Origin of the sequence: Rudaea sp. (genome assembly GCF_047601565.1) — a bacterium.
In the GTDB taxonomy this organism is placed as follows: Bacteria; Pseudomonadota; Gammaproteobacteria; order Xanthomonadales; family Rhodanobacteraceae; genus Rudaea.
This window is the reverse complement of record NZ_JASGIY010000001.1, coordinates 3682297-3706015: the sequence shown is the minus strand read 5'-3', so window position 1 is coordinate 3706015 and position 23719 is coordinate 3682297. Positions and strand designations below refer to the sequence as shown.

Annotated in this window: 19 protein-coding genes; 7 read left to right on the top strand and 12 right to left on the bottom strand. The window is 67.2% G+C overall.

Annotated features, from left to right (window positions below; translation table 11 throughout):
- Positions 1-488: 488 nt before the first annotated feature.
- Positions 489-3623 (top strand): multidrug efflux RND transporter permease subunit, encoded by a 3135-nt coding sequence (locus tag QM741_RS16455; RefSeq protein ID WP_415208718.1) that lies wholly within the window; start codon positions 489-491, stop codon positions 3621-3623.
- A 201-nt stretch (positions 3624-3824) separates the two neighbouring features.
- On the top strand, positions 3825-5327 hold the full coding sequence (locus tag QM741_RS16450) for an efflux transporter outer membrane subunit (RefSeq protein ID WP_415208717.1): 1503 nt from the start codon (positions 3825-3827) through the stop codon (positions 5325-5327).
- Positions 5328-6240: 913 nt separating this feature from the next.
- Here QM741_RS16450 and QM741_RS16445 read toward each other — a convergent pair.
- Positions 6241-6678: a nucleoside deaminase gene (locus QM741_RS16445; protein ID WP_415208716.1), complete on the bottom strand. Its 438-nt coding sequence runs from the start codon at positions 6676-6678 to the stop codon at positions 6241-6243.
- Between the two features lie 41 nt (positions 6679-6719).
- Here QM741_RS16445 and QM741_RS16440 point away from each other — a divergent pair, with 41 nt between their 5' ends.
- Entirely contained in the window at positions 6720-8648 is a 1929-nt protein-coding gene (locus tag QM741_RS16440; protein WP_415208715.1) for a hypothetical protein, read from the top strand.
- A 2-nt stretch (positions 8649-8650) separates the two neighbouring features.
- Here QM741_RS16440 and lptB read toward each other — a convergent pair whose 3' ends face one another.
- From lptB to QM741_RS16415, 5 genes are all read right to left on the bottom strand, one after another.
- Positions 8651-9370, bottom strand: coding sequence for an LPS export ABC transporter ATP-binding protein (gene lptB, locus QM741_RS16435; protein ID WP_415208714.1), 720 nt, complete (start codon positions 9368-9370; stop codon positions 8651-8653).
- A 109-nt stretch (positions 9371-9479) separates the two neighbouring features.
- On the bottom strand, positions 9480-10097 hold the full coding sequence (lptA, locus tag QM741_RS16430) for a lipopolysaccharide transport periplasmic protein LptA (RefSeq protein ID WP_415208713.1): 618 nt from the start codon (positions 10095-10097) through the stop codon (positions 9480-9482).
- A complete protein-coding gene (lptC, locus tag QM741_RS16425; protein ID WP_415208712.1) occupies positions 10097-10720 on the bottom strand; it encodes an LPS export ABC transporter periplasmic protein LptC in 624 nt (207 codons plus the stop codon). Before lptC ends, lptA begins: the two co-directional genes overlap by 1 nt.
- Entirely contained in the window at positions 10717-11250 is a 534-nt protein-coding gene (locus tag QM741_RS16420) for a KdsC family phosphatase (protein WP_415208711.1), read from the bottom strand. The genes lptC and QM741_RS16420 overlap by 4 nt, the downstream gene beginning before the upstream one ends.
- Positions 11251-11404: 154 nt before the next feature.
- Complete coding sequence (locus QM741_RS16415; protein ID WP_415208710.1) at positions 11405-12421, bottom strand: KpsF/GutQ family sugar-phosphate isomerase; 1017 nt, start codon at positions 12419-12421, stop codon at positions 11405-11407.
- Positions 12422-12693: 272 nt separating this feature from the next.
- Between QM741_RS16415 and QM741_RS16410 the strand changes: the two genes are divergently transcribed.
- Complete coding sequence (locus QM741_RS16410; RefSeq protein WP_415208709.1) at positions 12694-12960, top strand: BolA family protein; 267 nt, start codon at positions 12694-12696, stop codon at positions 12958-12960.
- Positions 12961-13015: 55 nt separating this feature from the next.
- Positions 13016-14275, top strand: a complete 1260-nt coding sequence (gene murA / locus QM741_RS16405; protein ID WP_415208708.1) for a UDP-N-acetylglucosamine 1-carboxyvinyltransferase — start codon at positions 13016-13018, stop codon at positions 14273-14275.
- A gap of 48 nt (positions 14276-14323) precedes the next feature.
- Here murA and QM741_RS16400 read toward each other — a convergent pair whose 3' ends face one another.
- Entirely contained in the window at positions 14324-15679 is a 1356-nt protein-coding gene (locus tag QM741_RS16400; RefSeq protein WP_415208707.1) for an APC family permease, read from the bottom strand.
- Positions 15680-15777: 98 nt separating this feature from the next.
- Positions 15778-16641 (bottom strand): thioredoxin, encoded by an 864-nt coding sequence (gene trxA, locus QM741_RS16395; protein WP_415208706.1) that lies wholly within the window; start codon positions 16639-16641, stop codon positions 15778-15780.
- Positions 16642-16839: 198 nt separating this feature from the next.
- Between trxA and QM741_RS16390 the strand changes: the two genes are divergently transcribed.
- On the top strand, positions 16840-17385 hold the full coding sequence (locus QM741_RS16390; protein ID WP_415208705.1) for an ECF-type sigma factor: 546 nt from the start codon (positions 16840-16842) through the stop codon (positions 17383-17385).
- A 71-nt stretch (positions 17386-17456) separates the two neighbouring features.
- Entirely contained in the window at positions 17457-20975 is a 3519-nt protein-coding gene (locus QM741_RS16385) for a protein kinase domain-containing protein (RefSeq protein WP_415208704.1), read from the top strand.
- A gap of 3 nt (positions 20976-20978) precedes the next feature.
- Here QM741_RS16385 and QM741_RS16380 read toward each other — a convergent pair whose 3' ends face one another.
- From QM741_RS16380 to QM741_RS16365, 4 genes are all read right to left on the bottom strand, one after another.
- Positions 20979-21257 (bottom strand): hypothetical protein, encoded by a 279-nt coding sequence (locus tag QM741_RS16380; protein WP_415208703.1) that lies wholly within the window; start codon positions 21255-21257, stop codon positions 20979-20981.
- A 333-nt stretch (positions 21258-21590) separates the two neighbouring features.
- Entirely contained in the window at positions 21591-21905 is a 315-nt protein-coding gene (locus tag QM741_RS16375) for a protease inhibitor I42 family protein (protein ID WP_415208702.1), read from the bottom strand.
- An 18-nt stretch (positions 21906-21923) separates the two neighbouring features.
- Positions 21924-22397, bottom strand: a complete 474-nt coding sequence (locus tag QM741_RS16370) for a hypothetical protein (protein ID WP_415208701.1) — start codon at positions 22395-22397, stop codon at positions 21924-21926.
- 11 nt (positions 22398-22408) lie between these two features.
- Positions 22409-23509: a C1 family peptidase gene (locus tag QM741_RS16365; protein ID WP_415208700.1), complete on the bottom strand. Its 1101-nt coding sequence runs from the start codon at positions 23507-23509 to the stop codon at positions 22409-22411.
- Between the last annotated feature and the right edge of the window lie 210 nt (positions 23510-23719).

Genomic DNA, 23719 nt, shown 5'->3' with positions numbered 1-23719 from the left:
CGAATTCGCGCGCATCGTGCGCGCGACCCTTCGGGCATTTCCGTCCTGCCCTCGCCGCGGCTAACGGGGGCCCGAGATCAAGAGCCCAAGCAAAAACAGCCCTGCTCCTGCGCTGTTGCTTCTGCGCGCAGGATGCGCGCCGCTCTTGCTCTTCCGGGTCCCCATTGCATTGCGGCGGCAGCGGACGGAAGAGCCCGCAGGGGCGGCGCGAGGGATCGCGCCGATTCGGCTGTCTGCACAGGGATGTGCAGTCAGCCGGACCCGGCCGCTGACGCGGACTTTTCGGGCAGGATGCCCGAAAAGCGCAATGCTTTGGGGCGTGTCTCTTTGGTCACTTTCTCTGCACGAGCAGAGAAAGTGACCCGCTCGTCCGAAGGACGAGTGGAAGCTCTTGCTTTTGAAACAACACAAAGTCAAAAGCAGAAACTGAATTCCCGCCTACGCGGGAATGACGAGCAAAGGGCGAAGCGGGCAGGCGGGCCGGTGACATGAAACTCACGAGCCTGTCCGAACCGTTCATCAGGCGCCCGGTCGCGACGACGCTGCTGACGTTCGGCGTCGCGCTCGCCGGCTTGGTCGCGTTCGCGCTGCTGCCGGTATCGCCGCTGCCACAGGTGGACATTCCGACGATCATGGTATCGGCCTCGCTGCCCGGCGCGAGTCCAGAGACGATGGCGACGTCGGTGGCGACGCCGCTCGAGCGCCAGCTCGGACGCATCGCCGGCGTGACCGAGATGACCTCGTCGAGTTCGGTCGGATCGACGCGCGTGGTATTGCAGTTCGAGTTGTCGCGCGACATCGAAGGTGCGGCGCGCGAGGTGCAGGCGGCGATCAGCGCAGCGCGCGCGCAGTTGCCGAGCGGCATGCCGAGCAATCCGACCTACCGCAAGGTCAATCCGGCCGACCAGCCGATCATGGTGCTGGCGATGACCTCGAAGACGCGCGGCATCGGCCAGATCTACGATGCAGCGTCGACGATCGTGGCGCAGAAGATCTCGCAGGTGCAGGGCGTTGGCCAGGCCAATGTCGGCGGCGGCTCGCTGCCGGCGGTGCGCGTCGACCTCAACCTCAACGCGCTGAACAAGTACGGGATCTCGATGGACACCGTGCGCAACGCGCTGGCCAATGCGAATGCGAACCGGCCCAAGGGTTCGGTCGAACTCGGCGACACGCACTGGCAGATCTACACCAACGATCAGGCGCGCGAGGCGAAGGAGTACCGCAGCCTCATCGTCGCCTGGAAGGACGGCGCGGCGGTGCGCCTGTCCGACGTCGCCGAAGTCACGGAGTCGGTCGAGAACGTGCGCAACCTCGGCCTCGCAGACGGCCTGCAGGCCGTGCTGGTCCAGGTGCTCAAGCAGCCGAACGCGAACATCCTCGACACGGTCGACCGCGTCAACGCGATGCTGCCGCAACTGCGCGCCTCGATCCCGGCCGACATCGACATCACGACGGTGCTCGAACGCACGACGACGATCCGCGCCTCGCTGCACGACGTCGAACGCACGCTCGTCTTCGCGATCGTGCTCGTCGTGCTCGTCGTGTTCGTGTTCCTGCGTTCGTGGCGCGCGACGCTGGTGCCTGCGATCGCGGTGCCGGTGTCGCTGGTCGGCACGTTCGCGGCGATGTACTTGGCCGGTTTCAGCCTCGACAACCTCTCGCTGATGGCGCTGACGATCGCGACCGGGTTCGTCGTCGACGACGCCGTGGTCGTGCTCGAGAACATCTCGCGCCACATGGAGGCGGGCATGCCGCGCCTGCAGGCCGTGCTGACCGGGGCGCGCGAGGTCGGCTTCACCGTGCTGTCGATGAGCCTGTCGCTGATCGCCGTGTTCGTGCCGATCCTGCTGATGGGCGGCATCGTCGGCCGCTACTTCCGCGAGTTCTCGGTGACCCTGTCGGTGGCGATCCTGATCTCGCTCGCGATCTCGTTGACGACGACGCCAATGATGTGCGCCTGGATCCTGCGTCACACGCCGGCGAAGCACGAGGGGCCGGGCTGGCGCGAGCGCCTGTTCGGCGCGAGCGAACGCGCGTTCGCGTGGCTGCTCGCGCGTTACGAGGCGACGCTGCGCTGGGCATTGTCGCGCCCGCTGCTGATGATGTGGACGCTGCTGCTGACCGTGCTGCTCAATGTGTACTTGTATACCGTGATCCCGAAGGGCTTCTTCCCGCAGCAGGACATCGGTATGCTGGTCGGCGGCTTCCGCGCCGACCAGAGTTCGTCGTTCCAGGCCACGTCGGCGAAGATGAAAGAGCTGATGGAGATCGTCAAGGCCGATCCCGCGGTGCAGTCGCTGGCGGGCTTCACCGGCGGCGGCGACAGCAACGGCGGCTTCATGTTCGTCTCGCTCAAGCCGCTTGCCGAGCGCCGGCTCTCGGTGATGGAGGTGATCGGGCGCCTGCGTCCCAGGCTCGCCGCGATCACCGGCGTGAGCCTGTTCCTCGCGCCCGCGCAGGACATCCGCATCGGCGGCCGCCAGTCGAATTCGACCTACCAGTACACCTTGCAGAGCGACAGCCTCGAGGACCTACGCAAGTGGGGGCCGAAGATCGCCGATGCGCTCAAGCTTGCGCCCGAACTCGCCGACGTCGACAGCGACCAGCAGGATCGCGGCCTCGAGACCCTGTTGCAGTTCGACCGCACGACGATGGCGCGCCTCGGCGTGACGATGAGCGCGGTCGACAGCGCGCTCAACAACGCGTTCGGCCAGCGTCAGGTGTCGACGATCTACAACGCGCTCAACCAGTACCACGTGGTCATGGAAGTGGCGGAGCAGTTCGTGCAGAACCCCGACACGCTGCGCGACATCTACGTCGCCAGCACGCGCGGCAAGACGGTGCCGCTGAGCGCGTTCGCCACCTACGGGCCGGGTTCGGCGCCGCTCGAGGTCAACCACCAGGGCCAGTTCGTCGCGGCCACGGTCTCGTTCAACCTCGCCGACGGCTTCAGCCTGTCGGATGCGACCGCCGCGATCAACCGCGAGATGGCGCGCGTCGGCGCGCCGGTGTCGATCCACGGCGGCTTCGCGGGGACGGCGAGCGCGTTCCAGAAGTCGCTCGACAACCAGCCGTTCCTGATCCTCGCCGCGCTGCTCGCGGTCTACATCGTGCTCGGCATGCTTTACGAAAGCTACGTGCATCCGCTGACGATCCTGTCGACGCTGCCGTCGGCCGGCGTCGGCGCGCTGCTCGCGCTGCTCGCCTGCGGCACCGAGTTCAGCGTGATCGCGCTGATCGGCGTGATCCTCCTGATCGGCATCGTCAAGAAGAACGCGATCATGATGATCGATTTCGCGCTCGATGCCGAGCGCAACCAGGGTCTCGACGCGCGCGAGGCGGTGTTCCGCGCCTGCTTGCTGCGCTTCCGTCCGATCATGATGACCACGCTCGCGGCGATGCTCGGCGCGCTGCCGCTCGCGCTCGGCTTCGGCGAGGGCAGCGAGATGCGCCGACCGCTCGGCATCTCGATCTTCGGCGGCCTGCTCGTCAGCCAGTTGCTTACGCTGTACACGACGCCGGTCGTGTATCTGTATCTCGACCGCTTCCGCCTGTGGGCGAAGCGGAAATGGGCGCGTTACTACTCCGCACCGCCCGGAGCGGCGCCGCCGGCGGTCGTATGAGTTCGCATGCCAGGGAGCCTCGAAAAAAACCCGTCATTCCAGCGAAAGCTGGAATCCAGCTTTTGCAACCCTTTGAAAAAGAAAAAGGCTGGATCCCAGCTTTCGCTGGGATGACGAGCAAATGGCGGTTTTTCGAGGTGCCCGCTTGTCATTCCGGCAGTCCCTGCCGGAATGACGGGGACAAGACGATGAGTATCGGTCATGAATGACGCACTGAAAAAAACTGTACTTTTATCATTTGCTGCATCGCTCTGCGCCTGCGCGGCCGGTCCCGACTACAAACGTCCGGACGTGCCCGGCGCCTCGACCTACGCGAACGATGCGTACAAGGAACAGGCCGGCTGGAAGCCCGCGCAGCCGGGCGACGCGATCGCGCGCGGCGCTTGGTGGGAAATCTTCGGCGATCCCGTGCTGAACGATCTGGAACAGCAGGTCGAGGCTGCGAACCAGAGCCTCAAGCAGGCCGAGGCGCAGTACCGTCAGACCGCCGCGCTCGTCTCCAGCGCGCGCGCGAGTTTCTGGCCGATCGTTTCGGCGAGCCTCTCCGCGACGCGCTCGGCAAGCTACGCCACGTCGAGCGGCGGAAATTCCGGCGCGACGATCAGCAAGTCGTACCAGTTGCCGATCGCGGCGACGTGGGAGCCCGATCTCTGGGGCAGCGTACGCCGCGAGGTCGAGGGCGACATCGCCAGCGCGCAGGCCAGCGCGTCCACGCTCGCGAACACGCGCCTGTCGCTGCAGGCGACGCTGGCGCAGACCTATTTCCAACTGCGCATCGTCGACGAGCAGAAGCGCCTGCTCGACGACACCGTAGCCGCGTACTCGAAGGCGCTGCAATTGACCGAGAACCAGTACAAGGTCGGTGTCGCCGCGCGCGCGGATGTGGTCCAGGCGCAGACCCAGCTCAAGAGCGCGCAGGCGCAGGCGATCGACCTCGGCGTCGCGCGTGCGCAGTACGAGCACGCGCTGGCCGTGCTCGTCGGCAAGACGCCGGCGGAATTCTCTCTTGCGCCGGCCAAGACGTTCGCGATCGCGCCGCCGGGCATTCCGCTCGATCTGCCCTCGCATCTGCTCGAACGCCGCCCCGATGTCGCGGTCGCCGAGCGCCAGGCCGCCGAGGCGAACGCCCAGGTCGGCGTCGCGACGGCGGCCTGGTTCCCGTCGCTGACCTTGTCCGCGAGTGGCGGTTATTCCAATTCGGTGTGGTCGCAGCTGCTCGACGCGCCGAGTCGCTACTGGTCGATCGGCCCGAAGATCGCCGAGACGCTGTTCGACGGCGGCGCGCGGCGCGCGCAAACTGCGCAGGCGCGCGCGGCGTGGGACGCGGCGGTCGCGAACTACCGCCAGGTTTCGCTCGCGGCATTCCAGAACGTCGAGGACCAGATCGCCGCATTGCGCATCCTCGAACAGGAAGCGCAGGCGCAGGACGAGGCGGTCAGGTTGTCCGAGCAGTCGCTCAAGATCACCACCAACCAGTACCGCGCCGGCATCGTCAGCTACCTCAACGTCATCACCGCGCAGAACACCGCCTACGGCAACGAGCGCAGCGCGATCACGCTGCTCGGTACGCGCCTCAACGACAGCGTCGGCCTGGTCAAGGCGCTCGGCGGCGGATGGCAGGCGAAGGACTTGCCGGAGGCGGGCGCGATCAACCTGCATTCGCAGGCGCCTGCACCGGAAGCGTCTGCGAAGGAATCGCCGTAAGGCGCGTCGATACGACCGCGCCCGACCTTCGCTCGTCATTCCCGCGAAAGCGGGAATCCAGCTCTTGCTTTTGCTCTTTGCCTTTTCAAAAGCCAAAGCTTCCACTCGCCTTCGGCGAGCGGGTGACTTTTCTTTGCACGTGCAAAGAAAAGTCACCAAAAGAAACACACCCCGGCGCATTGCGCCCTTCGCGCATTCTGCGCTGCGGGTCCGCGCCAGCGGCCGGGTTCCGTTGATGGCACATCCGTGTGCCACAACGGAATGCGCGCGATCCTCGCGCGCACCCCTGCGGGGCCTTGTCGTCCGCTGCCGCCGCAATGCGATGGGGACCCCGGAAGATCAACAGCAGCGCGCTCCTGCGCGCTTTTTCTTCCCTTCTCCCGCCGGGAGAAGGTGGCGCGGCAGCGCCGGATGAGGGAAGAGCCTCGCACGAATGAAGGCCGATCCAATCTGCAAAGCCTTTCCCTCATCCGCCCCTTCGGGGCACCTTCTCCCGGTGGGAGAAGGGAAAGAAACGGCGCTTTTGATCTTCGGGTCCCCGTTTGCCGCGGCGAGGGCAGGACGGAAATGTCCGTAAGGATCGCGCGCACGATGCGCGCGAGTTCGTTGCACGCACAGGGACGTGCGTTCAACGAACCCCGGCATGACCTCGCGCACCGCCGCAGGCGGCGCGGCATCCGGGGTGTGTTCTCTTTGGTCACTTTCTCTTGCACAAGCAAGAGAAAGTGACCCGCGCGCGGGATGCGCGCGGAAAGGCGAAGGGACGCGACCACAAGCTGAACGGCATTCATCGAATGGCATCCGTGCCGTCTGGATTCCGGCAGTCCCTGCCGGAATGACGGCATAGGGCAAGAACGGAGTTCCCGGCAGAAGCACGCGGGAATGACGAGCGAGGCGGATCAAGAGGACCCAATCACACCCCGATATCCTCGTTCCACAATTCCGGTCGCGCGGCGATGAACTTGCGCATCAGTTCGATGCAGCGCGCGTCGTTGACGACGTCGATCATCACGCCCTTGCCGCGCAGCCAGTCCTCTTCGCCGAGGAAGGTCACGTTCTCGCCGACGACCACGCGCGGGATGCCGTAGAGCGCGATCGCGCCCGAGCACATCGAGCACGGCGACAGCGTCGTGTAGATCGTCGAATTGCGATAGACCCTGGCCGGATGGCGGCCGGCGTTCTCGAGCGCGTCCATCTCGCCGTGCAATGTCGCACTGCCTTTCTGCACGCGCCGGTTGTGGCCGCGGCCGAGGATGCGGCCTTCGTATACAAGTACACTCCCGATCGGGATGCCGCCTTCGGCGAGGCCGAGTTCGGCTTCTTCAATCGCCGCGTCGAGAAAAAGGTCCATGTGGGATCCCCGCTAGAATAGGAAATCGCTCGCTGCGATCATTGCAGGCGACGCGCGCGCGGCATCGCGTCGCGCATACTACCGCAGCAAAGGGAGCAGGGTTGAGCGGAGCCATTTCCATGAATGTGCGAATACTGCGGGGGGGCTGGCATAGCGGCGTGATTGCCGCGCTCATGTTGGTGCAAGTCGCCTGCGCGATTTTTTCGTCCACGGCCAGCACGGATACCAACCGCGACATCTATTTCGCGCAGCAGATCGCCTCGGCACGCGAATTCCCGCTGCTCGGGCCGCAGATCAACGGCATGCTGCATCTGGGGCCGGTCTGGTTCTACGTGTTGGCGCCCGCGGCGTGGCTGGTTCCCAATGCGGCCGCGGTGACGGCCTGCATGGCATTCATCGGTGCGCTGCAATTTCCACTAGCCTATCGCCTCGGCATCCGCTTCGGCAGTCCGCGGGAGGGATTGCTGTTTGTCCTGGCGCTCGCCTCGCCGGGGTTCATGGCCGTGTCGCTGGTTTCGCTCACCCACACCATCGCGGTGATTCCGTGCCTGTTGCTCGGAGTCTTCGCGGCAATGGCCTATCGGGCGCGGCCCGATTGGAAACGGGCGTCATGGCTCGGGGTCGTCAGTGCGCTCGCATTGAATGCGCATCCGACCACGTCGATTGCGGTCGCTGCATGGCTGCTCTGGAGCGCGGCCGAGGCAGGGCGCCTGCGCCACGTGCTGCTCCACGGCGCGATCGTCGCCGCGGCGATCGCGCTGTCGTTCGCGCCGATGCTGTACGCGCAATGGCGGGACGGATTCGCCGACGCCGCGACGACGGTGCGATACGCCCGCGCCACGCTGGCATTTCCGTCGCTGTCGAAGGGGCTGTTCCTCGTCTACGCCATTCTCGACTACGGACCGAAGTACATGGCGCGGTTCTGGCTCGACATGCCGGCGGTCGGCGCGCGCCGGCTGTTGGCCGTCTGGGCAGGCGTTGTGGTCGCAGCGGGTATCGGGCTGGTGGCGCGTTTCCTCCGCGAGCCGCACGCGAGGCGGTTGATCGCGCTGCTGCTCGGTTTGCTGGCGTTGCAATCGACGTTCGTCTGCGCCATCCGCACGGACATGCCGCCGTGGATGATCTATGCGCAATGGCCGTTGATCGCGGCCCTGTTGGCGTTGGGGCTCGACTGGTTTTGCAGCAAGGGGCGATACGGCAGAGCCGCCGTCGCCGCGGGGCTGATCGTGACGACAGGCTGGTCGTTCGCCATCTGGGTGCACATGGCCATAGGCGGGTCCGATTTCGTCGAGATGAAACCTGCGCCGGGAAAAATGCCGCTCATGGCGGACATTCGCGAGTACGACAAGGGCCGCGGGTTCTTGCGCATGCCGCGCATGCCGTTCCGGCAGATTTTCGCGATCGGAGCGCCGCTGTGCGAGCCGACGACGCTGTTCGGGCATTACGCCTATTTCGTCGACATCTCCTATGGCATCGGCGCGCTTCAGGCATGCGGCGATCGCGGCAACATCCGGCTCGGCGGACCCGTGCAACCCGGACAAAACGCCGTGTTCGGATTGCGCGACCTGGCCTGGCAACGGCTCGGAATGAAGCCGGCACGCTGGATCGGCGTGCTCGGCCTGGGCACGCCGACGGCGGTCTGGCATAGCACGGTGCCGCTTCGCCCGGAGACGCCGCATCTGTCCACGTTGCCACATCAGTTGACCGCAGTGGCGAAGCGATTCCGCATCGACGGCGAGGCGGCCCCCGATCAGGCCGTTCTGGTCGCCCACAGGGCGCATCGATATCTTCCGTTTTCCATCATCGGTGCGACGGCAAACGGAATCGAGGTCGAGCCCGTCTACGAGGATGCGATGACCGCGGCATACCGATTGCCCGCCGATTTTTCGGCCGACGAGGTGCATTGGCGGTTCGAAATCGATGGCGCGGCCGACTACGTGGACGTGCTGACGTTCGCGTCGGGCGAATGACCCTACAACCGGAACTTCTCGCCGAGATACACCTCGCGCACCTGCTTGTTGGCGAGCACGTCCTCGGGCGAGCCTTTGGCGAGCACGGCGCCGTCGCTCATGATGTAGGCGCGGTCGCAGATGCCGAGCGTTTCGCGCACGTTGTGGTCGGTGATGAGGATGCCGATGCCGCGCTGCTTGAGCTGGAGCACGATGCGCTGGATGCCGTCGACCGAGATCGGGTCGATGCCGGCGAACGGTTCGTCGAGCAGCATGAAGCGCGGTTTCGCCGCGAGCGCGCGCGTGATCTCGACGCGGCGGCGCTCGCCGCCCGACAGCGACTGGCCCTTGGACGTGGCGATGTGCGCGATCTGCAGTTCGTCGAGCAGCGCCTCGAGCTCGCGGCGGCGGCCGTCGGCGTCGAGATCGTCGCGCAATTCGAGAATCGCGAGCACGTTCTCCTCGACCGTGAGGCGGCGGAACACCGAGGGCTCCTGCGGCAGGTAGCCGACGCCGAGGCGCGCGCGCACATGCATCGGCATCGCGGTGATGTCGTGTTCGTCGAGCGTGATGCGGCCGGCGTCGGCGCCGACCAGGCCGACGACCATGTAGAACGTCGTCGTCTTGCCGGCGCCGTTCGGGCCGAGCAGGCCGACGATCTCGCCCTGTTCGAGGGTGAAGTCGAAGTCGCGCACCACGGCGCGACCCTTGTAGCTTTTCTGCAAACCTATGGCGTTGAGCATGCGTGGAGCGGCGAAGTTTCTATCGAGCGGTTTGCAAACCGGGCATCCTGCCGCGGTCTGCAAAAATGGATTCCCGCTTTCGCGGGAACGACGGCATTGGCGTGGTCGGTCAGGGTTTGGCCGGTGCGGCGGGTTTGGCCGCGCCGGCCGGAAAACTGCAGTTGTTCGCGCTCGGCGGCGGCGGGGCTTTCGGCTCCATGACCAGGTGCACGCGGCCGGCCGGGTCGGCCTTGTTGCCCGATTCCATGTCGCCCGTGTCGGTGTTGTAGATCATGTGTTCGCTGCGCGAATCGCCGTGGCCCTGCTGGGTGACGACCACGCCGCCGGTCAGTTCGGCGAGGTTGGTCAGCGGGTTGTAGTCGATCCGGTCGGCGTTCGCGGTCATCAGCGCGCAGTCGCCGTCGTGCACCTGCTGCATGTGCGCCTGCTTGCCGGTGAGGATGACGCGCGAGATCTGGCCCGCGTTGGGGCCGCCTGCGGCGGAAGGAATCCGGTAGACGGTCGCGTGCGCCGAGGTCATCTTGATCGAACCGCGGGTGACGACGACGTTGCCGTCGAGGTCGTAGACGTCGGGATCGTTCGCTGCGCCGGTCTTGCTCTGCGTCGATTTGGAATAGTTCGCGTCGATGTGCGCGGGCTGATTCTTGTCGCTCTTCAGGGCGAATGCCTGGGTTGCGAGCAGCAGCGCGGCGATGCCGCAGGCGACGATGGTTTTCCCCGTTTTCATCAGCGTTTCCCCGGTAGCGAAGTCATGTGCACGTCGGACAGCAGTTCCAAGGTCTTCAGGTTCATGTCGGCCTTCATGCCGATTCCGTAGACCACGTTGTTCGTTTCGATGATCGTCGCCGGTGCGGCGGTTTCCATGCGCTTGTCGCGCAGCGGTGCGTCGGGAACGGGGTGGCCCAGTGCGTCCTTGAGCTTGGGGTCGGTCGTGATGGTCAGGTCGTGCGTGTTGAGGTCGACGCGTTCCACGTTTTCATGCGGCTCGCGATGCATCGCAACGGCGCCTTCGAGCTTCATCACGTTGCCGTCCTTGTCGACCCAGGCCGATTCCGACGTGCCTTTCCAGGTGTTGCTGCTGTTGTCGACGATTTCGTAGGCCGGCGAGGTGACGTAGATCGAACCGTCGTCGCCGCGGCGTGCCATGCGCGGGCCGCTCACGGTGAACGAATGCGCGCCGTCGTTGTCGAGCGCATCGAGAGTGAAGTTGTCGAGCGTGTAGTCCGAGCGTGGCGGCCCGACGAATTCGTCGCCGCCGTTGCGCGCACGCATCAGCCACACCTCCATCCACGCGGCGAGCGCGATGACGGCGAGAACGACGATGACGAGCCAGGTGCGGCGTTCGATCATGGCGCCGCCGGACGATCGAGCTTGCCCTGTGCGGCGAGCAGCAGGTCGCAGACCTCGCGCGCCGCGCCGTTGCCCCCGGTCAGGCGCGTGCGCCACAGCGCGCGCTCCCGCACGCACGGATGTGCGTTCGCCGGCGCGACCGACAGGCCGGCGCGTTCCATCGCGGGCAAATCGACCACGTCGTCGCCGGTGTAGCACGCCTGCTCGGGCGCGAGTTGCAGTGCCCTGAGCAGGTGTTCGAAGCAGGCCAGCTTGTCGGCACGTCCCTGGTGGACGTGGACGATGCCGAGTTCGGCCATGCGCACCGAGACCACGTGGCTCGTGCGCGCGGTGATCACCGCGATCTCGACGCCGGCCGCGGCGAGGCGCTTCATGCCGGCGCCGTCGTGCGCGTGGAACGCCTTCAGCTCGCTGCCGTCGGGGGCATACCACAGCCTGCCGTCGGTGAGCACGCCGTCGACGTCGAACACGGCGAGCCGGATGCGTGCGGCGCGCTGGAGGATGTCGGCGGGAAGGTCGGTGGGCAGCATGCGGGGTCGGGAAGAATCGCAGGGCGCAATTCTACAGCCTGCGCCCGTTAACGCGGGCTGAGGCGCAGCGCGCATTTTTTCTTCCCTTCTCCCGGTGGGAGAAGGGAAAAAAGGCGGTACTTCGATGCGAATCCAGCGCGGGAATGACGGGCGTTCAGACGACGCGCGCGCGAAACAGATCGTGGATGTTGAGCGCGCCGACGAGATCGCCGCCGGCATCGACGACGAGCAGGGCGTGGATCTTGTGCGTCTCCATGAGCTGCGCCGCCTCGACCGCGAGCTTGTCGGCGCGGACCGTCTTCGGCTGCGTGCTCATCAGTTCGGTGACGCGGGTGCGGCGCAGGTCGATGCCGTCGTCGGCGATCGCGCGGCGCAGGTCGCCGTCGGTGAACACGCCGGCGAGCGTGCCGTCCGCGTCGACCACGGCGGTCATGCCGAGACCCTTGCGTGTCATCTCGGCCATCGCTTCGTGGATCGTCGCGTCGAGGCCGATCCTGGGCAGGCGCTCGCCGCTGTGCATGATGTCGCCGACGTGCACGAACAGGCGCCGGCCGAGCGCGCCGGCGGGATGCGAGCGGGCGAAGTCCTCCTCGGTAAAGCCGCGCGCCTCGAGCAGGGCGATCGCGAGCGCGTCGCCCATGACCAGCGCGGCGGTCGTGCTGGCGGTCGGCGCGAGGCCGAGCGGGCAGGCCTCCTCGGGCACGCTGACGTCGAGGTGCACGTTGGCCATCGCCGCGAGCGTGGAATCGGGATTGCCGGTCATCAGCACCAGCGGCACGCCCTGGCGCTTGATCAGCGGCAGGATCGCGAGCAGTTCGTCGGTCTCGCCCGAGTTCGACAGCGCGAGCACGACGTCCTTCTGCGTGATCATGCCGAGGTCGCCATGGCTGGCCTCGCCCGGATGGACGAAGAACGCCGGCGTGCCGGTCGAGGCCAGCGTCGCGGCGATCTTGCGCGCGACGTGGCCGGACTTGCCCATGCCGGAGACGACGACGCGGCCTTCGCAGGCGAGCATCAGTTCGCAGGCGCGCAGGAACCCGCCGTCGATGCGCGCGGCGAGCAGGCCGATCGCGCGCGCCTCGGTTTCGATCACCGTGATCGCGCTGTGCTTGAGGGCGGCGGGGTCGAGTTGCGCCGGTGCCGGATTCGGTGGCGGAATCTTTGCGTTCATCAGCAGGGGATGGAGCAGGGAAATCGGGGGATGCGCAGGTTCCGGGTTTCTGTGCCCGAGGTAATTCGCTACCATACGCAGGTCTCCATTGTAGCCGTCACCCCTGTACCAGCCCAAGCGTCCTCGAGTCGGACCGCGAGAGGCTCTTCGCGGTTCCCCGCCCGCTGTCGCCAGCGCGAACGGGACGCCGGTCAAGACGAGACAACGCAATAGCCGTCGCGCCGATGACACGATCGCGCGCTGCCCGCGATTCGCCATATGGGTTGCCTCGCATGGACACCGAAACGATCAAGAATCTCATCGAACGCGGCCTTCCGGGCGCCAAAGTCGAGGTGCAAGGCGCCGACGGCGTGCACTTCGAGGCCGTCGTGATCGCCGATGCCTTCGCGGGCAGGTTGCCGCTGGCCCGGCACAGGCTCGTTTACGCGGCCCTGGGCGAACTGATGGGCGGTGAAATCCACGCGTTGTCGCTGAAGACGTTGACGCCGCAAGAGGTTGGAAATGCGGAATCGGGAATCGGCGAACGCAGAAGCGGATAGGTGCGCTCCCGATTCTTCCGATTCTCCATTCCCGATTCCCGATTCCCGAAAAATCATGGCCAAAATCGTCATCTCCGGCGGCGAGCCGCTCAACGGCGAAGTACAGATCTCCGGCGCCAAGAACGCCGTGCTGCCCATCCTCGCCTCGACCCTGCTCGCCGACGGCCCAATGTCGATCACCAACGTGCCGCACCTGCACGACGTGACCACGACGATGGAACTGCTCGGCCAGATGGGCGTGAGCCTGGAGATCGACGAGCGCATGCGCATCAACATCGATCCGCGCACGGCCAACCGCTATTTCGCGCCGTACGACCTGGTCAAGACCATGCGCGCCTCGATCCTCGTGCTCGGTCCGCTCGTCGCGCGCTTCGGCGAGGCCGAGGTATCGCTGCCGGGCGGCTGCGCGATCGGCTCGCGGCCGGTCGACCTGCACATCAAGGGCCTGCAGGCGCTTGGCGCCGAGGTCGTGGTCGAGAACGGCTACATCAAGGCACGCGCGAAACGGCTCAAGGGCGCGCGCGTGCATTTCGACATCGTCACCGTGACCGGCACCGAGAACATCATGATGGCCGCCGTGCTCGCCAAGGGCAGCACGGTGCTCGAGAACGCCGCGCAGGAACCCGAGGTGGTCGATCTTGCCCACTGCCTCAACGCGATGGGCGCGAAGATTTCCGGTGCCGGCACCGAGACCGTCGTCATCGAAGGCGTGGAGCGCCTGAACGGCACGCACTACGACGTGCTGCCCGACCGCATCGAAACCGGCACCTTTCTCGTCGCCGGCGCGATCTCGGGCGGACGCGTGCTGGCCAAGCGCGCGCGTCCGGACACGCTCGACGTCGTGCTGCAGAAGCTCGAGGAGACCGGCGCCGAAATCAGCACCGGAGAGGACTGGATCCAGCTCGACATGCGCGGCAGGAAACCGAAGGCGGTCGACATCGTCACCGCGCCGTACCCCGCGTTCCCGACCGACATGCAGGCGCAGTTCACCGCGCTCAACGCGGTGGCCGAAGGCACCGGCGTCATCACCGAGACGGTGTTCGAGAACCGCTTCATGCACGTGCAGGAACTGCAACGCCTCGGCGCCGACATCCGCGTCGACGGCAACACCGCGACGATTCGCGGCGTCACGGCGATGACCGGCGCGCCGATCATGGCGACCGACCTGCGGGCGTCGGCGTGCCTGGTTCTGGCGGGCCTAGCGGCCAAGGGCGACACGACGGTCGATCGCGTCTATCACATCGACCGCGGCTACGAGAACATCGAGGAGAAGCTCGGCAGCCTCGGCGCCCATATCCGGCGGTTGCCGACCTAGCCCGCATTTCTCGCAGCCCTCCTGCTGCGGCTGCCGGCCGTTGCGCGCTCAGGTGCGGGAACGGGAGCGGAGCAGGACCGGGAGTCCGCGCGTCCAGTACCAGTAGACCGGAATGCCTGCCAGCGTGATCAGCACGCCCATGCCGGCGTCGTGCGGGTTCTCCCATACGGTCGTGGCGACGACCCAGGCGACGACGAACAGGAACAGGATCGGCAGCAGCGGATAGAGCGGCACGCGGAACGTTGGCGCGGTTTCGCCGGCGCGCCGGTACCAGAACAGCGTGGCGATGACGGCGGCGATGCCGATCCAGTCGCCGACGGTCGAGTAGTTCAGCAGTTGGTCGAACGTGCCGGTCAGCGCGAGTATGCAGGCCCATCCCGCGAGCATCAGCAGCGCCGCGTTCGGCGAATGCCAGCGCGGATGCAGCGCCGCGGCGAAGCGGAAGAACACGCCGTCCGCCGCCATGACCTGGAACACGCGCGCCGCGCCGATCAGCGAGATGTTGACGAAGCCCAGCGTCGAGACCGCGATGCCGAGCGCGATCAGGCGCGCGCCGGGTTCGCCGAGCACCGCTCGCATCACGTCGGCCGCGGGCGCGGCGCTCGCGGCGAGGCCGGCGTGGCCGAGCACGGCGAGGTAGGCCGCATTCGCGAGCACGTAGCAGGCGGCGACGAGCAGCATGCCGAGCAACAACGAGCGCGGCAGGTTGCGCTGAGGATCGCGGATTTCGCCGGCGATGTCGTTGACGTAGTACCAGCCGCCGTAGGAAAACAGCACCGGCATCAGCGCAACGACGAACGCGAACGGCCGAAACGCGGGCGGCGGTGCGGCGGGCGCGGGCGCGCCGCCCGCGGCGAGGCCGGCTGCGATCAGCAGCGCGAGCGCAAACAGCTTGAGCACGGTCAGCACGTTCTGCGTCCACGAGCCCGCGCGGATGCCGTACCAGTTGACGCCGGCCAGGAACACGATTGTGCCGACCGCCCACGGCGCCGGATTGGCCACCTTGATGCCGAACGCGGCGCCGAGGTATTCGACGAACACCGTCGATACCGCGGCGATCGAACCGGAATGGTTGACGACGAGCAGGTTCCAGCCGTAGACGAAGGCGACGAGGAGGCCGAAGGCCTCGCGCAGGTAGACGTAGCCGCCGCCCGCGTTCGGTCGCCGTGTGCCGAGTTCGGCGTAGGACAATGCGCCGATCAGCGCGATGACGCCGCCGATCGCCCATGCGATCAACTGCTCGGTCGCGGAGCCGGTCTGTTTCGCGACCGCCGCCGGCACGCGGAAGATGCCCGAGCCGATCACGCCGCCGACTACGATCATGCTCGCGTCCCAGACGCCGAGGCGGCGCAGGTAGCCCGGCATCGGTGCGGGCTCGGAGGAGGTCGCGGGCTGGTCGGACATGCGCAGGCTTCCCAATGGACCGGGCGAGCATGGCGAACTTGCGGGCGGCTGTCGAGTGTCGCGCCCGCGCAGGGCGGGAAGCGGACGCTGCGCGCCGGTCAGAACAGCAGCGACGACATCCTGCGCCGGTACGTGCCGACGAGGTCCTCGTCGTCGAGCACGTCGAACGCGGAGATGAGGCGCTTCTTCGCACGGCCCTCGTTCCAGTCGCGCGCGGTGCGCAGCAGGGTGAGGAATTCGTCGAGGCCCTGCGCGGGTTCATCGCCGAGCAGCAGATGCACGCCGAGCAGGTCGCGCGCGTCGTGGTCGGCGGGGTTTTGCGCGAGCCGCGCGCGCAGTGCGGCGACGTCGGGCGCGCCGTTCAGCGCGCGCGAAAGATCGAGTTGCGCGGCGACGCGCCTGGCCTTCGCATCGCTGGCGAGATTCGGCGGCAGCGCGTCGAGTTGCGCTTGTGCGGCGTCGGCCTCGTCCGCGCGCACGAGTGCCAGCGCGAGGTCGAGCCGCAGTTCGGGCTTGTCGGCGTTCGCGGCGATTTCATCCTGCAGGCGCGCGATGGTCTGGCGCGGCGTTTCGTTCGCGGGAGCTTTCGCGGCTTCGGCGGCCGCGGCGGACGCTTGCGGCTTGCCGACGTGTTTTTCGACGAAGGCGCGCACTCCCGATTCCGGCAGAGCGCCCATGAAGCCGTCGACCATCTGGCCGTCCTTCACGAGCACGACGGTCGGCAGGCTGCGGATGCCGAACACGGCCGCGAGCTGTTGCTGCTTGTCGGTGTCGACCTTGGCGAGCCTGAGCTTGCCGCCGTAGCTCTCGACGACTTTTTCGAGAATCGGCGCCAGCGACTTGCACGGCCCGCACCATTCGGCCCAGAAATCGACGAGCACGGGAACGGTCAGCGAGGCCTGGATGACTTCGGTTTCGAAGTTCTGCTCAATCGCGTCGAATGCGTGGGAGGGGTCGGTCATGGGGCAAGCCGGCTTCATTGGAAACGACAAAGTATGATGCAATTCGCGCTTTGCAAGCCCGCCGGCGCGTTTCGCCCAACGCATCCTTCTGGGTCGCGGGGGGCATTCGCCGCGGTTCGATGCTAAGCTGCGGCGCAGGGAATGAGCGGCGATCGTCGCACGACGCAGACGGTCCCGAGCTCATTTGGAGCCCGTGCCATGACCCATGCGACTCTCTCTCCCCAGCCGGCGCAGGAAACCCTGTTCGCGCTGGTATATCAGGAATTGCGCCGCATCGCGCGCGGCCAGCGCCGCATTTCGGGCGCGCCCATGACGCTCGACACGACCGGTCTCGTGCATGAAGTCTATCTCAAGCTGCATGCGGCGCCGGAGATCGAGTCGATCGATCGCGTGCATTTTCTTTCCCTGGCGACGCGCGCGATGCGGCAGATACTCGTGGACAACGCGCGCAGCCGCGGCCGCATCAAGCACGGCGCGGAGTATCGTGCGATCACGCTGCGCTCGGACGCGGGTCTCACCGGCGACACGGTGGACCTGGTGGCGCTCGACGATCTGCTCGAGCGTCTCGCACGCATCGATCCGCGCGCGGCGGAACTGGTCGAATGGCGCGCCTTCGGCGGCCTGGAGTTCGCCGAGATCGCGCAGTTGCAGGGGCTGACCGAGCGCTCGGTGTTTCGCGCCTGGCGGCGTGCGCGCGCATTCCTGATCCGCGAGTTGAACCTCGTGGACAAGGCCCGCGCGTAAGCATTCGTGGGCCGGTCGCCGGCGTAGGCGGACGCGCCGCACATCGCGGCCGGATCGGTGTAAGGTGGCGTGTGGTCACGGAATCGGATACGCAACGCTGGCAGCGCATCTTCGCGGTGTTCGAGGAAATCCTCGACGCGCCGCCCGGAGTGCGCGACGAACTGCTCGCGCGGCTGTGCGCAGGCGACGAGGACCTGCGCCGCGAAGTCGTCACGCTGATCGCAGCCGACGATACCGCACCACAATTCGAAGCGGCGCTCGACGAAGCGCGGCGCGTCGCAGCGACGGATTCCACCAGCGATCGCGGCGTCGGCGCGATGCATGCGGGGGACCGCATCGGGCCCTGGCGCCTGCTGCGCGAACTCGGCGCGGGCGGCATGGGCGTGGTCTGGCTCGCCGAGCGCGCAGACGGACAGTTCGAGCAGCGCGTCGCGCTCAAGCTGATCCGAACCGGCCTCGATTCCGACGCCGTGCACCGGCGCTTCCTGCGCGAGCGCCAGATTCTCGCGCACCTGCACCACCCGCACATCGCCCACCTGGTCGACGGCGGCATCACCGCGAACGGCAGTCCGTACTTCGCGATGGAATACGTCGAGGGCCAGCCGCTGCTGGACTATTGTCGTGGCCGCGAAGTCGGCCTCGAAGGCCGCATCCGCATCTTCCTCGACGTCTGCGCCGCGGTGCAGTTCGCGCACGAGCATCGAATCGTGCATCGCGACCTGAAGCCATCGAACGTACTGGTGACCGCCGACGCCGGCGTCAAGTTGCTCGACTTCGGCATAGCCAAGCTGCTCGGCGACGGCGCCGCCGACGATACGATCACCCATTTGCAACGCGAGCAGCCGATGACGCCGCTCTACGCGGCGCCGGAACAGCTGCGCGGCGGCGAGGCCACCCCGGCCAGCGATGTTTACGCGCTAGGCTGCGTGCTCTACGAACTGCTGACCGGCCGGCATAGCCACGATTTCAGCGGTGCCGTCGGCCGGCGCGACGTGCTCGGCGCGATCGAAAGCGACGATCCGTGCGCGCCGAGCCGTGCCGACCCTGCCGGCGCTCCGGTACCGGCGCGGCAATTGCGCGGCAATCTCGACATGATCGTGTTGACCGCGTTGCGCCGCGAGCCCGAGCGCCGCTATGCGAGCGTCGCGGCGCTCGCCGCCGACCTGCAGAACCATCTTGCCGGCAAGGCGGTCACGGCGCGGCGGGAACATCTTTCGCACCGTGCCGCCGTGTTCGTGCGCCGGCATCGCGCCGGCGCGGCGGCGGCGCTCGCGGTTGCGCTGACCGTCGCGGTCGTCGCCGTCGCCGGCTTGCTGACGCGCGCGTTCGCGCCGGCGCAACCCGCGAATGCGGCACTTGCGATCGTCGACTTCCACAATCTCGCGGCGGACAAGGACGCGGACTGGATCGCTCCCGCGCTCGCCGAAATGCTCGCCACCGAACTGGCCCACGGCGCGCGCATGCACGCGCTGCCCGACGAACTCGTGCGCCCCGCGCGCAGCGATCTCGCCGCGCCGATGGCCGGAGGTTACGCGGAGCAAAGCCTCGCCACGCTGCGCAAACGGCTTGTCGTCGACTACGTGCTCAGCGGCAGCTATCTGGTTTCGGGCACGCCCGGCAATGGCCGGTTGCGCTTCGATCTCGCGCTGCAGGATGCGCGCAGCGGCGCGGCGGTCGCCAACATCGCGCAGAGCGGCGCGCTGTCCGACCTGCCCGAAATGGTCGAGAAGGCCGGCGCGCGCCTGCGCGAACAGGCCGGCTATCCGAGCCTGGCGCCGAACGAAGTGAGCGAGGCGGTCGAGGCGCGGCCGCCGAACACCGAAGTCGCGCGCGCGATGGGCATTGCGCTCGAAGCCCTGCACAAGTTCGACCTCGTGCGCGCCAAGGACGAGCTGCTCGACGTCGTCGCGATGGCGCCGGGTTACGCGCCGGCGCATCTCTATCTCGCCCAGGCGTGGAAGCAGCTCGGCTACGACGCGAAGGCGCTGGCCGCCGCGCAGCAGGCCGCGGCCTATGGCGAAGGGCTGCCGCCCGAACTGCGCATGCGCATCGCGCGCGAAGTCGCGGTGCAGAAAGCCGACTGGGCACACGCGATCGAACTCGACCGGCAATCGCTGGCCGCCGATCCGAACAACGCCGAACTGCACCTCGCGCTGATCGACGATCTCACCCATGCGGGCATGTGGAGCGACGTCGACGCGGCGCTCGCGGAACTGCGCGCACTGCCGGACAGCGCCGACGATCCGCGCATCGACATCGCCGCCGCGACCGCCGCGATGCGGCGCAGCGATCCGGGCGCGCAGGCCGCGTTCGCCGAGGCCGCGCTGAAGCAGGCGCAGGCGCGCGACGAGGGCGCCCTCGCCGCGACGGCGAGGTTCCGTCTCGCCCAGGCGCTCGAAACGCAAGGCGCGCTCGACGCAGCCGAGGCGGCATTCCGCCACCTCGTCGAGGAGAATCGGCGCCTCGGCAACGCGCGCGGCGAAGCCAATGCGCACGTCGAGCTCGCGATCCTCCACGACAAGCGCAATCAGGCCGGCGCGGCGCGCGGCGAATACGAAACGGCGCTGGAAATCTACCGCCGCATCGGCGACGAGCGCGGCCGCGCGCTGGTCTACTACAACCTGATGCTGATGCTCTGGCACGTCGGCGATCGCGACGGTGCGATCGCCGCGGCGAATCAGTCGCAGCGGATCAGGCGCGAGATCGGCGACCTTGCCGGCGAAGGCAAGGTCCTGGTCTGGGCAGCCGGTTTCGCAATGGACGAAACGGCGGACGACGAGACACTCGAGCAGTTCCGCCATGCGCTGAGCGTCAACGAATTGGCCGGAGCGAAATCGCAGCATGTCTACGCGCTCAAGACCTACAGCGAAGCGCTGCGTCTGCGCGGAGATCTGGCGGCCGCCAGATCGGCTTGCGATCAGGCGCGCGATGAGGCGCAGGCGCTCGGCGATCGATCGCTGCGCATGGTCGCGGACCGCCAGTGCGCACAGATCGCGGCCGACAGCGGCGATCTCGACGGCGCCGCGGCGGGTTTCGGCAGCGCGCTCGCGGTCGCGCGCGAAACGAGTGACGACAAGAGCGCGAGCGCGATCGAAACCGAACTCGCGCGCATCGACATGGCGCGTGGAGACCCGGCGAAAGGCCGCGACCGTTTGCTGCGCGCCGTGGAAAAATCGGGCTCGGGCGAATTCGTCACCGGGGAAGCGATCGCGCAGTCGCTGCTTGCGTTGTGCGAGGCGGCGCTGGGCGAACCCGCACGGCGCGACGAGGCGGCGGCGCGCGCGCGCGAATTGCGCAGCCGCATCACGGCGCGCGGCGAAGTCATCGTCGTCGATATCGCACTGGCCGAGGTACAGGGCCTGCGCGGCGAGCGCGAGGCCGCGGTGGCGGCGCTGCGCGCCGCGGCGAAGGACGCGGAAAAGCGGCGCTGGCTGGTGCACTCGTTGGAAGCGCAACTCGCGGAGTTGCGCCTGCTCGAGCGTGCGCCCGTTGCGCCCGGCACAGCAGAACTGCGCCGGCGCATCGCGGCTGTCGCACAACAGCACGGTTTCGGCGGAATCAGCATGCGGCTTGCCGCCGGGCCGCCTTGACGCTCACTTCGACTTGCGCGGTTCCAGCACGTGGCGCGCGCTGTCGGCAAGCAGCTTGAACGCGGCCTTTTCGAGTGCGGCACGCAACTCGAGCGGCTTGTGCGGATCGCGCGCCGCGCTCAGGAACGTTTCGCCGGCGAGCAGCAGCGCCGTCGCGTGCGAATTCAACTGGCCGGGGTCGGCGAGCGCGTCCGGATCGAGCGTCAGGTTCGTCGGGCACGGGCAGTGCGGCTTCAGCATCAATGAGTAGGGGTGATCGTGGTCACCAAAATCGCCAGGCATGATCGTTCTCCAGTTGGTTGATCGACAGGGAACCCAGCAGCATCGAGCGATTTCGTCCCGGCCCGCCTGGGCTACGGACCGGACAAGGCAAATCAAGTTGAAGATACGACAAACAGCCGGCGCGACTGCCATCGCGTGTTTCGCCGATTCCGGATGAACCGGCATATCCCCAAGCGCGCGCACACGGATGTTGCGCAGGTTACATTGCGCGAATCCGGAAAAAAACACCGCCCGCCCGGCCGCAGCCGGAGGGGCGGTGCCTCGTGCGAGTGCCGTCCTGCCCGCACGAATCCGGGTGTGGCCTGATGGGCCGCGTCGCTATCCATGTCGATTTCAGCGAATGGTCGCGGTAATCGAGTAGCGCCGCTGCGGGGCGGCGCTTTCCCAGTTGCGACGCAGCACGAGATCGATGCGTGCCGCGCCGGTCGCGGTGGCCTTGAAACGCAAGGCGCGTTCGCCACCTCGTCCCGTGCCGCTGGCGGGCGCGCCGGTGAAATCGTCCGCTTCGTGCTCGAATCCCCGGGCCTCGACGACTTCCCAGCGATAGCCGGTGGTCGGGTTTTCCGCGAGGCGCAGCACGACCACGTCGCCCGCGCGCAGGTCGAGCGCGGTTCCGTCCTGCGAATCGATCAGCGTATATAGCGACATGGCCCGGCTCCAGCGTGTTTACCAGACGTAGGTCTCGTGGATCATCCCGTCCGCTTCGTCGCGATAGTTGTACACGCCCTGCGATTGTTTCGCATTGGCCGCGAGCACGGTCAGGGCGACGACGGCGCTGTCGGAGTTGTTCGCCAGCTTCTTCCAGCCGACGCCGGCGACGTAGACCCAGGAGTTGCGGTTCTGGTTGATGCTCCACAGCGCCGTGGCTTTCTTGTCGTTGTTCCAGACGGTCTGGCCGCCGTCGCTCAGCGCGGCCGCGTTGGGTTCGAGGGATGGCGCGGCGGTGCCGCTCGCCGCCGTGTTGTCGCTGCCGCCGACGCCGGTACTCGCGGCGCCGGGAATCAAGGTGGGAATGCTGTCGTTCATGGCGCTGTCTCCATTCGTTGCGGTGGTGGTGCCGGTCGGCAGCAGGCTGGGCGCCTGCGCGGCGGACGCGGCGCCGGAGGTCTTGTGGCAATTGCAGTCTTTGTCCTGGCTCATGGTCGTTTCTCCTAGAACACGTAGACTTGTTTGATCACGGCGTTTTCCTGGTAGACGTTCACCGGGCTCTTGCCGAGCTTCGCGCAGGCGAGGTGGGCGAGCAGGTCGAGGAAGACGTTGTCGTTGTCGAACGCGATCCGCCGCCAGCCGATGCCGCCGTCGAGGTAGGCCCAGGCGTTGCGGTCCTGATCGATCGACCACAGGCCGACGACCTTGCCGCCGTTGAGCCAGCCGGTTTCGGCGACGCCGTCGACCGCCCACATCTGCGCATCGATGCCGCATTCGCCGTAGCCGATGCAGAAGAAACCGTTCTCGCCCCAGGCGGCGCCCCAACTGTTCTTGCAAATCCAGAACTTGCCGGCGTCGTCGTAGCCGACGCACGAGACGCAGTGGCCGCCGGCCAACGCGCCCGAGACGTGGCGATAGACGCCGCTCTTGTACGAGAAGAAGTCGTTGTAGACGTTGAATGCGCACGACAGCGGGCCGCGCGTGGAGATCCACGCCTTCATGTCCGCGGTCGAGTCGATCTGGTGCCAGTTGGTGATCTTCGTCAACCGGTTCTGCCAGTCGGCGCAGCGGTTGCTGCAGTTCTGGTCGCCCGCGGTGTACGGATAGCAGGCTTCGTCGACGACGCCGTCGGTCTTGAACGCGTCGAGGCCCTTGTCGCACCACCAGCCGTTGCCGCAGTTGCGGCCTTGCGCGCGCGCGATGCAGTAGAACAGTTCCGCTTCGGACAGATCGACCGCAAGGTTAGGATCGTTGCGCTGGCGGCGGAACGTGCCTTCCACCGTCGCCACGCTGCCGAATGCGACGCAGGAGCCGCAGCCGCCCTGGTCGCGGATCGGCGTGATGAAGTTCTGGCCGCCGACGTTGCGCAGGTCGTACGCTGCCGGCGCGCCGGCAGCGGCCAGCGCCGCGGTCTGCCGGTTCGCCGCGGCCGCGCTCTCGCGCGCCTGCAGCCCTGCTTCGCCGTCGGGCGGCACGGCGCCGAGGCGCAGCCGCTTGTCCTGATCGGAAAGTTCCGAAAGCGCCGTCGCTCCGGCGACCCAGTTTTCTCCGGCCTGTTGCACCGCATTGCGCAGCGCGACCGGATCCATTTTTTCCAGTGCCATGTGATGTCTCCCAATCGATGTGTGATGGACGGCATCCACGGCTACGTCATCGCAGCGGCAGGACTGACATCGGATCGAATCCGTCCGTCGGGCCGCGGCGCGAATGCGGACAAACCGGTGGATTCGGCGAGATGCACGCCGCCATGTCAGTTGCGCGCCCCGAATTGCGTAGCAAGGGGTACACGGGAAATCGCGCCGCGCGGTTCGTGC

Coding starts and splice junctions, on each gene's coding strand:
- QM741_RS16455 (WP_415208718.1), top strand. CDS start 489: ATGAAACTCACGAGCCTGTCCGAACCGTTCATCAGGCGCCCGGTCGCG.
- QM741_RS16450 (WP_415208717.1), top strand. CDS start 3,825: ATGAATGACGCACTGAAAAAAACTGTACTTTTATCATTTGCTGCATCG.
- QM741_RS16445 (WP_415208716.1), bottom strand. CDS start 6,678: ATGGACCTTTTTCTCGACGCGGCGATTGAAGAAGCCGAACTCGGCCTC.
- lptB (WP_415208714.1), bottom strand. CDS start 9,370: ATGCTCAACGCCATAGGTTTGCAGAAAAGCTACAAGGGTCGCGCCGTG.
- lptA (WP_415208713.1), bottom strand. CDS start 10,097: ATGAAAACGGGGAAAACCATCGTCGCCTGCGGCATCGCCGCGCTGCTG.
- lptC (WP_415208712.1), bottom strand. CDS start 10,720: ATGATCGAACGCCGCACCTGGCTCGTCATCGTCGTTCTCGCCGTCATC.
- QM741_RS16420 (WP_415208711.1), bottom strand. CDS start 11,250: ATGCTGCCCACCGACCTTCCCGCCGACATCCTCCAGCGCGCCGCACGC.
- QM741_RS16415 (WP_415208710.1), bottom strand. CDS start 12,421: ATGAACGCAAAGATTCCGCCACCGAATCCGGCACCGGCGCAACTCGAC.
- QM741_RS16410 (WP_415208709.1), top strand. CDS start 12,694: ATGGACACCGAAACGATCAAGAATCTCATCGAACGCGGCCTTCCGGGC.
- murA (WP_415208708.1), top strand. CDS start 13,016: ATGGCCAAAATCGTCATCTCCGGCGGCGAGCCGCTCAACGGCGAAGTA.
- QM741_RS16400 (WP_415208707.1), bottom strand. CDS start 15,679: ATGTCCGACCAGCCCGCGACCTCCTCCGAGCCCGCACCGATGCCGGGC.
- trxA (WP_415208706.1), bottom strand. CDS start 16,641: ATGACCGACCCCTCCCACGCATTCGACGCGATTGAGCAGAACTTCGAA.
- QM741_RS16390 (WP_415208705.1), top strand. CDS start 16,840: ATGACCCATGCGACTCTCTCTCCCCAGCCGGCGCAGGAAACCCTGTTC.
- QM741_RS16380 (WP_415208703.1), bottom strand. CDS start 21,257: ATGCCTGGCGATTTTGGTGACCACGATCACCCCTACTCATTGATGCTG.
- QM741_RS16375 (WP_415208702.1), bottom strand. CDS start 21,905: ATGTCGCTATATACGCTGATCGATTCGCAGGACGGAACCGCGCTCGAC.
- QM741_RS16370 (WP_415208701.1), bottom strand. CDS start 22,397: ATGAGCCAGGACAAAGACTGCAATTGCCACAAGACCTCCGGCGCCGCG.
- QM741_RS16365 (WP_415208700.1), bottom strand. CDS start 23,509: ATGGCACTGGAAAAAATGGATCCGGTCGCGCTGCGCAATGCGGTGCAA.